Annotated in this window: 14 protein-coding genes; 4 read left to right on the top strand and 10 right to left on the bottom strand. The window is 38.0% G+C overall.

From position 1 onward, the window contains the following. Nucleotides 1–259: 259 nt before the first annotated feature. The 3 genes from DOK79_RS08225 to DOK79_RS08215 form a co-directional block, all read right to left on the bottom strand. The gene (locus DOK79_RS08225; RefSeq protein ID WP_206855818.1) at nucleotides 260–586 is read right to left on the bottom strand and encodes a hypothetical protein; all 327 of its coding nucleotides are present in this window, start codon (nucleotides 584–586) and stop codon (nucleotides 260–262) included. Nucleotides 587–784: 198 nt separating this feature from the next. After that, a complete protein-coding gene (locus DOK79_RS08220; RefSeq protein ID WP_206855815.1) occupies nucleotides 785–1,849 on the bottom strand; it encodes a HAMP domain-containing sensor histidine kinase in 1,065 nt (354 codons plus the stop codon). After that, on the bottom strand, nucleotides 1,849–2,517 hold the full coding sequence (locus DOK79_RS08215; RefSeq protein ID WP_206855812.1) for a response regulator transcription factor: 669 nt from the start codon (nucleotides 2,515–2,517) through the stop codon (nucleotides 1,849–1,851). Before DOK79_RS08215 ends, DOK79_RS08220 begins: the two co-directional genes overlap by 1 nt. Nucleotides 2,518–2,660: 143 nt before the next feature. On the opposite strand from DOK79_RS08215, the gene DOK79_RS08210 reads away from it, so the two are divergent. Then, the gene (locus DOK79_RS08210) at nucleotides 2,661–4,997 is read left to right on the top strand and encodes an ABC transporter ATP-binding protein/permease (protein WP_206855809.1); all 2,337 of its coding nucleotides are present in this window, start codon (nucleotides 2,661–2,663) and stop codon (nucleotides 4,995–4,997) included. A gap of 185 nt (nucleotides 4,998–5,182) precedes the next feature. On the opposite strand, the gene DOK79_RS08205 is transcribed toward DOK79_RS08210, so the two are convergent. From DOK79_RS08205 to DOK79_RS08185, 5 genes are all read right to left on the bottom strand, one after another. Further along, a complete protein-coding gene (locus DOK79_RS08205; RefSeq protein WP_206855806.1) occupies nucleotides 5,183–5,548 on the bottom strand; it encodes a type II toxin-antitoxin system PemK/MazF family toxin in 366 nt (121 codons plus the stop codon). Next, the gene (gene mazE, locus DOK79_RS08200; RefSeq protein WP_206855804.1) at nucleotides 5,538–5,768 is read right to left on the bottom strand and encodes a type II toxin-antitoxin system PemI/MazE family antitoxin; all 231 of its coding nucleotides are present in this window, start codon (nucleotides 5,766–5,768) and stop codon (nucleotides 5,538–5,540) included. Before mazE ends, DOK79_RS08205 begins: the two co-directional genes overlap by 11 nt. Before the next feature lie 96 nt (nucleotides 5,769–5,864). Then, on the bottom strand, nucleotides 5,865–6,137 hold the full coding sequence (locus tag DOK79_RS08195; RefSeq protein ID WP_206855801.1) for a PbsX family transcriptional regulator: 273 nt from the start codon (nucleotides 6,135–6,137) through the stop codon (nucleotides 5,865–5,867). Between the two features lie 218 nt (nucleotides 6,138–6,355). Beyond that, nucleotides 6,356–7,063, bottom strand: a complete 708-nt coding sequence (locus DOK79_RS08190) for a DUF4811 domain-containing protein (protein WP_206855799.1) — start codon at nucleotides 7,061–7,063, stop codon at nucleotides 6,356–6,358. Then, the gene (locus DOK79_RS08185) at nucleotides 7,060–8,532 is read right to left on the bottom strand and encodes an MDR family MFS transporter (protein WP_206855796.1); all 1,473 of its coding nucleotides are present in this window, start codon (nucleotides 8,530–8,532) and stop codon (nucleotides 7,060–7,062) included. The genes DOK79_RS08190 and DOK79_RS08185 overlap by 4 nt, the downstream gene beginning before the upstream one ends. Before the next feature lie 134 nt (nucleotides 8,533–8,666). On the opposite strand from DOK79_RS08185, the gene DOK79_RS08180 reads away from it, so the two are divergent. Next, nucleotides 8,667–9,134 carry a MerR family transcriptional regulator gene (locus DOK79_RS08180; protein ID WP_206855793.1) on the top strand — a complete coding sequence of 156 codons (468 nt, stop codon included), beginning with the start codon at nucleotides 8,667–8,669 and terminating at the stop codon, nucleotides 9,132–9,134. A gap of 145 nt (nucleotides 9,135–9,279) precedes the next feature. On the opposite strand, the gene DOK79_RS08175 is transcribed toward DOK79_RS08180, so the two are convergent. Further along, entirely contained in the window at nucleotides 9,280–9,831 is a 552-nt protein-coding gene (locus tag DOK79_RS08175) for a PadR family transcriptional regulator (protein ID WP_206855791.1), read from the bottom strand. Between the two features lie 102 nt (nucleotides 9,832–9,933). Between DOK79_RS08175 and DOK79_RS08170 the strand changes: the two genes are divergently transcribed. Together DOK79_RS08170 and DOK79_RS08165 are read left to right on the top strand one after the other, a co-directional pair. Then, nucleotides 9,934–10,467 (top strand): phenolic acid decarboxylase, encoded by a 534-nt coding sequence (locus DOK79_RS08170; RefSeq protein ID WP_206855788.1) that lies wholly within the window; start codon nucleotides 9,934–9,936, stop codon nucleotides 10,465–10,467. A gap of 269 nt (nucleotides 10,468–10,736) precedes the next feature. After that, complete coding sequence (locus DOK79_RS08165) at nucleotides 10,737–12,422, top strand: hypothetical protein (RefSeq protein WP_206855785.1); 1,686 nt, start codon at nucleotides 10,737–10,739, stop codon at nucleotides 12,420–12,422. A 397-nt stretch (nucleotides 12,423–12,819) separates the two neighbouring features. On the opposite strand, the gene DOK79_RS08160 is transcribed toward DOK79_RS08165, so the two are convergent. Further along, complete coding sequence (locus DOK79_RS08160; RefSeq protein WP_206855782.1) at nucleotides 12,820–13,647, bottom strand: endonuclease/exonuclease/phosphatase family protein; 828 nt, start codon at nucleotides 13,645–13,647, stop codon at nucleotides 12,820–12,822. Nucleotides 13,648–13,715 lie beyond the last annotated feature (68 nt).

Below are 13,715 nucleotides of genomic sequence, written 5' to 3'. Positions count from 1 at the left end.
ATCATTCTTGAAAGTAAACTAGTACATCCTAAAAACCGCACGTGCAAAAAAAGGAACAAAGACCACAATGATTCTCGGTCTTTGTTCCTATTAGATGCGTGTTTTTCAATCTCCTCTAACTTAAAGCAATGCGCACACGATAAGGCTTAGCGTGATACCTAAAAAAATGGCAAGAGAGAGACGGATCAATTCTTTTTTATTTCTACTCAACCACGTTTCATTCATCTTTTGTTCCACTCCATTCTAAAGTTATCGCTTGCTAATTGGGATAAACAGAAGTGACATGATCATATTGCTGCGCATGTTTATTGGCAGCAGAAACTGCTGTTCCAGGGAATAGATGCCACTTACTATGATAGCCACAGGTATGGAATTTCCAATAATAACCGATACCACGATCGGTTTGTTTTTCATCCGCTGTACTTGATTTTGTCACGAGGGTGCCTAAGAGTGAATCCTGTTTCAATAATGCCACGGGAGTATCATGAGAATGAGTTGCTTCATCTGCAATGACGATGGGATTGGCTCCGCTTAGTCCAACACTTAACGTCAACAGTCCGAGCAATAAACCGACTTGTTTTTTCATTTCCTATCATTCCTCCAATAACGGTTATTAGAAAAATATACGAATGCTCACTTATGTACGATATGTCTTCGTACACTTTTCCAACTATATATTACTTGAAAAATACACCTTAGAGCGATTGAATCAGAAGCGGCGTTTTTTTCTTCGTTTTTGTTGGTTTATTGCTCCTATAGATCATTAACTGTTCATTTCCCTCTCTTATTCCACCGGAGAAGTTGGTAGCATGTTCTCTTTCTCTAATTGAATGATGACGGTCGTGCCAACCTTCGGAATACTGTTGTAGCTGATTTTTCCATGATGCAATTCAATGATTTTTTTGACTAAAGATAGACCTAGTCCGTTCCCAGAAAATTGGCGACTGGATTCCCCTTGATAAAATTTCTCAAAAACCCTTGCCTGTGTTTCTTGATCCATCCCCACACCGGAATCGGTCACTTCAACGATCACTTGGGTTGCACTTTGTTTTAAGCGAATCGTGATTTTCCCTTGAGGTTGATTGTACTTGATGGCATTATCCATGATATTCAACCATACTTGATATAAAAATTCTTCATTGCCCACATAGCTGACACTTTCCAGATCGATCTCTAGTTGAAGTTGTTCTTGCTCCCATTTAGGTTGTAAAAATACAATGACTTCACGGATCTGTTCATCTAAACGAAACGGTCGCTTGTCTAATTGGATCCGTTGATTTTCTAATTTATTCAGCTTCAAGGTGTTTTCTGTCAACTGTGAAAGTTGGGTGATGCTTTCAATGATCCGTTGCAAGAAAACCTGCTTCTCCTCTTCTGAAATATTCGGTGCTTGCAACAATTGGACATACCCTTGGATCGTTGCAATGGGCGTCTTAAATTCATGGGAGACATTGGAAACAAAGTCATTTCGTAATGTTTCGATACTACTCAATTCTTGGACCATCACGTTGAAATCCTTGTATAACTGCTGCACTTCTTCCACTTTTTGTTGTTCGTCCATCCGAATCGAAAAATCGCCAGTTGCTACTTTACTCATATTCATTCGCAAGTCACTGATTGGCAGTAAGATCCGCCGACCGACAAAAATCGAGATTCCTGTGCCCACCATCATACTAAATCCTGCGAAAACGACTAAAGGAAACCACGTCGCTTGTTGCTCTGACGCAGGAACTGTTTTGTGTGACAACAAGAAGATAAACCCTAAGAAACACAACAGAGTGACTAAAATGGAAACAAAAACAATACAAGCAAAATAGATCCATAATTGTGAAAATATTTTTTTACGCATCAGATCACCGCCTTGTAGCCTAAGCCACGAACGGTCACGATCTGAAAATCATCATTTTCAATAAAACGTGTACGCAATCGTTTGATATGCACATCGATCGTCCGTTCTTCCGTGTTTGTGTCCAAGCCCCAAATATCATCCATCAACTGTTGGCGGGTAAAGATTTTATTCGGGTAAGAAAGTAATTTGTACAATAATTGAAATTCTTTTTGTGGAAGCAGTGTTGCCCGATCGTGTTCGATCACTTCATAGGTTTCTTGGTTCAAACTAGTTTGACCGATGTTCAACTGATGACTATGATTGATTTTCGCTCGTCGTAACAAGGCTTCCACACGCAACACCATTTCATTGACATCCACCGGTTTGGTCATATAATCATCCGTACCTAACTGAAAGCCTTTCTTTTTGTCTTCAAAATCTGCTTTTGCTGTGATGATCAAAACAGGTGTCTCTATGCGACTGTTTCGTAACGTTGCTAACAATTCATAGCCATCCATTGCAGGCATCATGATGTCGGTAATGATCATATCCACTTGCGTACTTTCTAATTGTTTCAATGCTTCTACACCATTCGTGACTGCAAAGATCAGAAATCCTGCTCGTTCCAAAACGGATTGATAAAGCTGTTTCAACCGTTCATCATCTTCTACTAATAATATTCGATTCATTGTTTCTCCTCTTTATTTATTTGAAAAATTTCAGTTTTTTTTCTGATTGTTCATATTCAGTTAATATTCATTCATTATACTACGTTCATTGTTCTGTTATACTTTAAGTATAACCAATATTTCAAATGGAAAGAAGGGTGACAATGTTACAATTAAAAGAGATAAAGAAATATTATAAAGTTGGTGAAACAACAACAAAAGCATTAGACGGCGTATCCGTCGCTTTTAGAAAAAAAGAATTTGTAGCTATTTTAGGCCCAAGTGGTTCTGGTAAAACAACCATGTTGAACGTGATCGGCGGCTTGGATAATTACGATTCTGGCGATATGGTCATCAACGGAAAGTCCACAAAAGATTTTAAAGATAGCGATTGGGATGCTTACCGTAACAATTCCATCGGTTTTGTGTTCCAAAGCTACAACTTGATCGGTCATCTAGGAATCATTGAAAATGTCGAGCTTGGAATGACGTTAAGTGGCGTTTCGAAAGATGAGAAACGTAAAAAAGCCGAGGAATCATTACGTCGCGTTGGCTTAACTGACCATATGCACAAAAAGCCCAATCAATTATCCGGGGGACAAATGCAACGGGTCGCCATTGCACGTGCTTTAGCAAATGATCCGGATATTCTATTGTGTGATGAACCAACTGGTGCTTTAGATACCGAAACAAGCGTACAGATCATGAAGTTGATCGAAGAATTATCGAATGAAAAGCTAGTGATCATGGTTACCCATAATCCTGAATTGGCACATGAATATGCCGATCGGATCATTGAGTTCTCAGACGGACAAATCGTCTCTGACTCCAATCCGCATATCGAACGTCCGAAAGATGATCAATTCAATCTACGTCGGACAAAGATGAGCTTTTGGACCGCACTAAAATTATCTTTCAATAATATTCGCACGAAAAAAGGACGGACATTCCTGACTTCCTTTGCTTCAAGTATTGGGATTATCGGGATTGCGATCGTACTATCTTTATCTACAGGCTTCCAAAAACAAATCGATGAAACACAATCAGAAACGATGGCTCGTTTTCCAATCACGATTTCCAGAGTTACCACTAGCCCACCTTCTGGATCGGATGGTTTGAGCTCGAATACAGCCGATTATCCAGATACAAAAACTGTCACAGCCAAGATCAGCGACGAAGATCGGGCGCAACATACAAACAATATCGACCAAGAATATGTTGATTATGTAACGAATATCGATCCTAACCTAAGTAATAACATTGGTTTTACCCGCACGACTGGTATCAATTTGTTAAGAGATGTTGACGGTGACGTACAGCCTGTTAGCTTTTCGAATCAAAACCCTGATTCTGAATCATTGTCATTCTCAAGTGCGATGTCTTCAATGACTGGTGTAGGAGTTTCTAGTTTCCCAACACAATTAGACGACCAAAAAGACAATTTCTTAGAGTCGAATTACTCATTGCTTTCTGGCAGCTACCCTACTTCTGCAAATGATGTCGTATTGATCGTAGACGGCAATAATAATACAAACATCAATGCGTTGAAAAATCTAGGATTTGACGTAAAAGACGGTGAAACACTTGATTTTGACAAGATCGTCGGCACAACGTTCAAATTAGTGAACAACGATACGTACTATACAAAATTACCGACAGGAAACTTTATTCCTAATACGGATTATCAAGCAATGTATGAAGATGCAACTAGAGAAGTTAAGATTTCTGGTATTTTACGGGTCAAATCTTCTTCTACGATGAATCTGTTATCTCCTGGTATTGCTTACAGCGATCAATTAACGACAGAAATCGTCAATGAAAATAAAGATTCTGAAATTGTTCAAGCACAAAAAGACAGTGATATGAATGTATTGACGACTGAAAAAGTAGATGAATCAGCGAAACAAACACTGATCAGCTATTTGGGTGGAGATAGCTTACCTTCAAGTATTATGATCTATCCAAATAATTTCGGCGATAAAGAAGAAATTCTAAACTACTTAGATGACTTTAATAAAGGAAAATCAGATGAAGATAAAATCATCTATTCCGATCTAGCTGGTACAATGACTGAATTGACTGGTGGATTGATGGATGCTATCACATATGTCTTGATTGCTTTTGCAGGTATCTCACTTGTTACAAGTATGATCATGATCAGTATCATCACTTATACTTCTGTCATCGAACGGACAAAAGAGATCGGTGTCTTGAAAGCATTAGGTGCACGTAAGAAAGATATCACTCGCGTATTCGATGCTGAAACTTGTATTTTGGGGATTTCTTCTGGACTATTAGGTGTCCTGATCGCATGGTTAGCGACTTTCCCAATCAATAGCCTATTGTACAGCATGACTGATTTAGAAAATGTTGCTCAACTAAATCCTGTACACGCCTTGATCTTGATTGTTGTATCAACGATCTTAACGATGTTAGGCGGACACATCCCAGCTCGTATGGCAGCGAAGAAAGATGCAGCGATTGCTTTAAGAGCAGAATAGTAAAATATAATTGAAAAAAACACAGTTGATTTTGATATTACTTGTCAAAACCAACTGTGTTTTTGCTTTATTCTTTTGTTCGTACTATGTAGCTCGCGGTTTCTAAAAACGGCCTATATATCTACTTATCAAATGAAATAAGTTGATTCTTCCTAAAAATAAATTGATTCTCAACCACCTGATCTCTAAATAGGGAAAGAAAAATTTTTAAGAAATCTTTGTGCTATATCGAAAAAAGCTTCTTCCTCTAATGTATCAACGTATTTAACATTTCTTTTAGCTTTTTCGGTATAGTCAAGAGAGAATACTTGAAGCGTATTTACTTTGCTTCTCTTCACTTCATCTAGCTTGAACTTATCGCTTTGAATAGGCACAAGAAATGGTCTATTTTTATCACTTGTAGTAATTGGGCATACTATAATTAAATTTGTTGCTAAATTGTACGCATCCTTACTCATAATTAAAGCCGGTCGTCTCTTCTTAACTTCATAACCTTTTGACGGTTCAAAGTCAAGAAGAACGATATCTCGTTGGCGTGGCTTATAGCTCATCTAGTTCGCCTCCATGTGGCGTGTAATCAACCCCTAATTCTGGGAAATAAAATTCACCTTCTTTAGCGGATTCAAAAAAATCTTCAACTTTTGGAATTAAAGCAACTGTACCATTTTCTTTTTTTATAATATGAAATTCTTCACCTTCTTTTATGCCTAACTTTGCAGGAAGCGTAATCACAAGGGAATTCCCTTGTTTTCTTGTTTTTGTTGAAATCATAAGTCATTCCTCCTTTTTTTAAAAGTATACCATGTAATTACAAGGTGAAACAATGTAAGTACCTATTTTATATAAATTAATAAAATATCCCTTTATCTAGTCATTCTCGCCATTTTCATTTCCTACTGTCTCACCCAGATTCTGAAGATCTACATGAGTCCTTTCTTCTTTGTAGTTTGCAAACAATTGCTCAATTGTCCATTCATTTTCTGGAGTAGTCGCTTCGATGATCAAACGTTTTTTCCCGTTCTTCTCTTCCTGTATGATTTTCACTTTATCTTCTGTATGGATTTCAAGGTATTTCATGATATATTTTGGTAACCTAAGACCATTACTGTTTCCCCATTTTTTTATTGGCAACATCTCCATTATAAACGCCCCCCTCTATGTATATACATAATTGTCCTTGGTAGTGATTTTCTTATTCGTATTTCGTTTCCTCCTTTCTTTTACGAACTTTCTATCTACTACTCTTTAAATACGTAAAAATCTAATTTTTCTTCTTCACTCCTACTTCCATAAAAAATAGTGGATAAAGTATGTTGTCGAATACTTCATCCACTATTTTTGTCCTATTATTAAACGATTTACTTCTTCACTTCTTCAACTAATTTTGCCAATGCTTGTTTTTGATAGGCTGTCGCTAAGTCTTTTGATACTTGTTGTTGTTCTTCTTGAGTCATCGCTGGGTTTTGGGCGATGGCTTTCATCAAACCTTCTTTAACAAAATTTTGGGCATCGGCTTCCATCGTGCTTTTTTGTTCTTCGACACGTTTTGCCAATTCAGAAGCTTGGTCGGTACTTAATTCGATCCAATCAGCCGGAATTTTGAACGTATTGACACGACGCTCAAATTCATGGTTATTATCCGCTAAGTTGAACCAGAATTTGTACTGGTCATTTTTATAGACCCAGTAAGTTGTTTCACTGACTTTTTCGGCTGTACCTTCTGTTTGTTCGACTTTATTTGTTTCATTTTTCGTTCCAGTTGCCTTTGGTTCTTTTTGCTTGTCATCTGTTCGGTACAAGTAGACTTTTTCTGTTCCATCTCCAAGGGACTTGTAGAGCAACATATTGATCTCTGATTGGTCTGCACTTGAAACGATCGGTGTAGTTTTAGTTTCTGTCACTTCTTTCATACCAAAATGGTTGGTGATATTTCCTACGATCAGTCCTAATGAGAGAACAAAAAGTAAACCAAAGACGAATGAAAGAAGTGTCTGCCACATTTTTTTGGCAAAAACATTCGTCAAAGCAAAGGCAATGACACTGGCAATCAATACGAAAATAATCATGCGTTATCCCCCACTTCCATCACTACTGGTTCTTTTCTTTTTAAGAAGAAAGCAATCGTAAAACCGATCAATCCGAAAATGATTGCTACGAAGAACGCAGCATGGTATCCGGATAAAGTCGCATTTATCGCTTGATCTTTGTAGGCTAAAGGCGTACTTTTCAACACAGCATCAGTTGGTAGATTGTCTTTCGTGACGTTCGTCAACACACTGATCAAAATTGCGGTTCCGATCGAACTTGCGATTTGACGGAATGTATTGTTGACTGCTGTACCATGACTGATCAGATTGTTAGGTAAAGCATTCATCCCTGAGGTTGTCACTGGCATCATGACCATCGAGATCCCAAACATACGAATTGCGTAAAGAATAACGATATACAATACTGGTGTAGTTTCAGTCAAAAATGCAAAAGGTGCGGTTGCTGCTGTCAAGATGAACATCCCAACGATCGCAAGACGTTTTGCTCCGTGTTTATCAAAAATTGCACCAGTGATCGGCATCATTGCCCCCATGATCAATGCTCCAGGAAGTAGCATCAAACCAGAATGGAATGCAGACTCTCCACGAATGTTTTGAATATATAATGGAACGACCATTTCAGCTCCGACCATTGCCATATTCGTTACTCCAGCTAGGATTGCTGCAATCGTGAAGGTTGGTGATTTGAAGACGCGTAACTCTAAGAATGGATGTTCTAAATGTAGTTGACGCCAAGCAAATGCGGCGATGAAAATCACGCCAACGATCAAGAAGCCAATCACTTTCGCGCTTCCCCAACCGGCATCCCCAACACTTGAGAAACCATAAAGCAAGCTACCAAATCCAATCGTTGAAAGAATCGCAGAGAAAATATCGATACTTGGATTTGACAAAGGAATCACACTTCGCATCAAAAAGAATGCTAATACTAACACAAGAACGACGATTGGAATGACCATTCCAAACAAATCACGCCAATGATAATTGTCAATGATATAGCCAGAAAGTGTTGGTCCTAATGCTGGCGCTAAACCAATCACGATCCCAGACATCCCCATAGCAGAACCTCGTTTTTCTGGTGGGAAGATCGATAACATGATATTTTGCAATAATGGCATAGATACCCCAACACCACAAGCTTGAATCAAGCGTCCAATAAGTAGTGTACTAAAGTTAGGAGCGGTAAAACAGGTGATCGTTCCAATCAAAAAAATCGTCATCGCAGACAGATATAATTTTCTAGAACTAAATTTATTGATCAACCAAGCAGTGATCGGAATCATGATCCCATTCACTAATAAAAAGCCTGTAGTCAACCATTGCACATCAGAAGCTGAAATATCAAAAGCTTTCATCAATGCTGGAAAAGCAGTTGTTAATAAGGTTTGATTCAAGACGGTACAAAAGGTCCCAATCAATAAAACAACAACTAGTAGTGTACGATTGTATGGTTTTCCGTAAATATCTACGGGTTGATTCTTACTCATGTTTCTCCTTCTTTCTGAATGTTTTCTGAAATCACTAAGATACTTTATTCCTATTTTCGACTTTTGTCAACCTACTTGACACGATAGTCAACAAAAGTATAATTAAGGGAACAACCAACAAAGGAGTGTGATGAATGGTGGGGGCTTCACTAAAACAGTTATTAGAAAATGATCATTTATTAATAGGAATTAGTGAGCTAAGTGAAATTGTCGGGGTTTCACCACGACAATTGAGGTATTGGGAGCAAAAAGGCTTTATCCGATCCGTCACTGCTGACGCGAATTGTGCAAGAAAATACCGATTACCGACAGTGGTCAAAGTTGAGATCATCAAGAAATTTTTAGATGAAGGGTACACGTTGACCAAAGCCGCTGAAAAAGCTCAGGAACGTTTAAACAAAATGCACCATGTCCGAAAAGTTTTCTCAAAGTCCATCAAAGACATCGAGTTGATCGATGAACGTTACACACTCCTTTTGATTGGCGACTTCAACGATGCAGAGCAGTTATGTATTATCCACGACGAAGAAACAGACGAATTGTCTTATAAAATCATCCCCGCAGATGAAACGATCGATCCCAAAAAAATACTGGAGAAATAAAAAAGTGCGTACTTTGCTTTTTCAAATCCACTAGCACATGCCTTCAAGAGGTTACGATCAGATACTAAAAAAGTCGTCAAAGCCGAAATAGTCAACTATTTCCGGCTTTGACGGCTTTTTTGTTTAGGTATCGTAACAAACCATTTTATTTTCTTTTTGTTTCCTGTGCCAATACTTGTGTCAACCAGTTGGTATATTCGGTTTCTCGATTGATTGCGTGAGACAAAATCAAGTAGTGTCCATAGTTTTCATGCTGCTCTTTTTTGGTCGGGAAAATCACTTGTTGTCTAGCCAATAAATGCTGTCTTTTTTCTTCATGAAGCTCCTTTTGCTGTTCAAGGATCTCGATCCACGCTGGATCATTGATGTCTTTCACAAAATAAAGTTTCAAGACAAATTCATCACGGTTGACTGGCAGTTCATTTGGTGATGTATGGATCCATTCGTTTAACAAAATACGCCCTTCTTCCGTCAGCTGATAAATTTTCTTTTCTAGCTTGACGCCAGTGATCCCTACTTCATGTTTGATGATGCCTAGTTCTTCCATTTTAGCCAGTTCAGGATAGATCTGACTATGCTTTGCCTGCCAAAATTCACCGATCTCATTTTTAAATGCTTGGTTCAACTCATACCCCGTTTGATTTTTTTTGCTCAGTAGTCCCAATAAAATATAGCGTAATGTATTTTTTCTAGCCATCAAAATTTCCTCCTTGACATTCTCTCAAAATCATTCTATCATAATCACGTAATCAAAAACATGTAAATTATTACATGTTATAATTTAAAGGGGATGTTTTACATGAAAGAATTCAAAAACTTAGAAGATTTTATCGGAACTCACTTTATCTATACGTATGATAACGGTTGGGAATATGAATGGTATGCAAAAAATGACCATACCGTTGATTATCGTATTCACGGTGGAATGGTCAAAGGACGTTGGGTCAAAGACCAAGAAGCAGATATTGTAAAATTAACCGATGGTGTATTTAAAATCACTTGGACTGAACCAACTGGTACAGATGTCGCATTAGACTTTATGCCAAATGAGAAAAAACTACATGGTACGATTTTCTTCCCTAAATGGGTCGAAGAACATCCAGAGATCACTGTCACTTTCCAAAACGAACATATTGCTGAAATGGAAGCTGCTCGTGAAAAATATGAAACTTATCCTAAATTAGTCGTTCCTGAATTTGCGACAATTACTTATATGGGTGATGCGGGTGTTGATAATGAGGATGTTATTAGTGAAGAACCTTATGAAGGGATGCCTAAAGACATTCGTGAAGGACGTTACTTTGACGAAAACTACCGTCGTATCAATAAATAATCCATTTGCTTAGCTTAGGGAACAAAGCCACTCCTTCATATCGTGAAGTTCAGTGACTTTTCCCATAGTTTTTTTGGGGATCTAAAATAAAGTTTTACTAACACTTCCCTATTGATCATCAAAAATCTCGTTAAATAACTTTACCAATGATTTCTTTATGAATTACATAAATAATTTCATATTATTTTCAGTTTTTTTCTAATTCCTTGCCTCTCTTTTCATTAACCTTTATGATAAGTTTAGTTATTATATGAAAAGGAGCAGAACAGTTGAAAAAATATAGACCATATTTTTTGATTTTTATTTTCGCAATTATTTTCGTATTGCCGAATATCTTATCACAAAAATTGATTATCGGGGCCGATGCACCATTTCACTATAATCGCTTCTATGATGCAGCACAACAAATCATCCACGGTGACTTACACTACTTCCCTTCGATGTATGGCTTTCAACAAAGCGGTCGGATCGTCAATGCGATTTACGGTCCGTTATTCTCATACTTCCAAGGGTTGATCGTACTCGTTGCAAGAAGTTGGTACCATTATCAGATCTTATCAAATTTTATCCTCTTCCTTATTGCTGGTTGGTCCATGTTGACCTTGTTGCGCTACGTCAAAGTACGTGATTGGGTGAGCGTGCCGATCTCAATATTATTTATGACGACCTATTCGATCCAGTATTGGGCTGTCAATCAAGGATTTACGAGTTGGGGAACCGTTTTTTATCCTTTATGTATGATCCCTCTCGTTGATTTCATCGTGCATAAGAAATTCCCTGTACTTAAAGTGACTGCCGCGATTGCCTTGATGACACAGATCCATTTACTGTCATCCGTCATGCTAGTGTTGATGTACATTCCGTTTTACGGTTATTATTTCTTTACGCAAACGAACAAAGGAAAAGCAATTCTCCAATTAGGGAAATCCATTTTGCTTTACTTTATCCTAACAGCAAATATTTGGGTAGGTATGGCGATGGTTTACAGCGGTAACGAGATTCTTCCACCATTCGTCAACCGACGAATGACAGAAAAAGCAATCAATCTTGAGGGAAGTTACTGGTTGAATTATCCAAAGATTTTCCCTATCGTTTTGTTTGCTGGATTTTTATTTTTCTTGTTGTTCCGAAAACGCGAAGAACTGTTTCCAAAACTATTGTTACGTACAAGCGTCGTGTTCTTCCTACTTTCAACTAGTTTGATCCCTTGGAATACATTAGTTGAAAACGAAGTGCCATTTATTAGCTTGATCCAGTTCCCGTTTCGTTTCTTTGTTCCATTTACGTTGCTTTTCTTACTTTACTTTGCGATCGTCGCCAATCGCTGGGAGAAGAAGACTTGGTTACGTGTAGGTGCGACGTTACTGATTTTGTTCAGTAGTGTCCAAACCATCCAAAACTTATACCGTCACCTCGATAAATGGGAAGATGAAACCTTTGTCAGTCGTCATACGTATCTCTTCGATACACCTGATGAAGCGAGAAAAACCTTCTATAGTCATGACATGTCCAAAAGTTTGTTTGTTTTCCAAAAAACGACGCCGGATTATTTACCGATCTATGAACAAACGAAAGCAAATAAATACGATCGTTACAATGAAGAAATCTTAGAAAATGAAACTACCTTTATCAAATCACATCCAGATGGACGCTTGAGCATCAAATGGAAAAACACTGGCGAGCCAACTGTGCATGTTCCAGTTATCGTGTATGATCGAACCGTCTTGATGCAAAATGGCAAGAAATTGACAGATTTTGAATTGACCGATATCGGCACCCCAATCGTCAAACAGCATAATGGGATCAACGAGATCATTCTCTATTACGATCTTCCAATCTATTTCTACTTCGTCGTTGGTATGACTATTGCAGGATGGCTGACATTTTTAGGAATCTATCTTTCACAAAAATTTAATTTTAGGAAAGAAAAAAATGTAAAATCAGCTAAACTATAATTTTTTTAGGACGTTCAAAACATAAGCGGGGCTGTGACAGATTGACTGCCACAGCCCCGCTTATGTTTTAAAAATGTGATAGAGATTTTCCAGTTCATTTTTATTTATCCGAGCATTGGTCTTATAATCGATCATGGATTCCCCCCCTATTTATTTTAGCTTGCTCCTTTTCGTTACCTCGATTATATCAATATTCCTTCGAATCCACTTGATCTAACTGTAAATCAAGTCTACTTATCCAACTTCTTATCTAGCCATTCTAAAATTGGTTTGCAAATGTTTTTCTAGACCACCAAGAATAGTCAGCAACGCTAAAAAAAGCACACCTTCAAAACAGCTGATTGTTTTAGAAGGTGTCCTTATTTTTTATCCGCCTTTTTACATTTTTACGCTCACTTTATCGTTCCATTTCCACAGCCACTCCAAAATGATCACTAACGATTGGTCCGTTCGTGCCATCAAAGATGCGCGTGTAGGCACTGACTTTGCTATCCATTGGAACAAAAATATAGTCGATTCGCAAAGCTTCTGTGTTGTTTTCCCACCCGTCGATTTTTTTCTCGATCGTGGCTTCTTCAGATTTTTGCTCTGCTAAAAGATATGAGTCTTTGACTTTCAGTTGGTTAGCTGCCACTAAGCGATATCCTTCCTCGCCTACCGGATTATTAAAATCACCCATTAGCAAACAAGGCATTTGATACGTTAAGAGTTGTTTCTGTAAGAATTGCCACTCGTAGGCAAAGCCAGTTTCTGCATCTGACCACCAAGAAAAGTGACAACTTGCGACAACGATCGGTTGATTCTCGATCACGGACTTAGCAACGAGGATCATGCGGGTACGATAGTTTTCTTTTTCTTTTGTTTCGGATACTAGGTATGCCCGACTGTCTAAAGGGGTCTTTGATAAAATAGCATTTCCTTCTTCATATTTGTCATACCCGATATGACTCATTTCCCAACTCCAAAAATAAGCTTCTCCTGCTTCAGCTAATCTTTGGACGAGGCAATAAGCGAAATTATCTTCGTGAATCGGGGTTTGATTCATTACTGGACAAAAATCGACTAACTGTTGTTCGTTGACAATATTTGTTTGGATCAGTTGATTGACCTCTTGCAAAGCAATCACATCATATCCCTCGGCTAGAATCTTGTCAGTGAGTTCTTGAAGTTTAGTGAATGGATCTTCTTCCAACCAACTATGCGTATTCAACGTCATTACTTTCATTTTTTTGGGAACCTCTTTTCCTTTTTACATAAAAATCAGAGACTGCTACGTCAGCGCTGATCGTTGAA

It is taken from the genome of Enterococcus sp. DIV1094, from assembly GCF_017316305.2.
Lineage (GTDB): Bacteria > Bacillota > Bacilli > Lactobacillales > Enterococcaceae > Enterococcus_B > Enterococcus_B mangumiae.
This window is presented reverse-complemented; position numbering and strand designations above follow the sequence as displayed.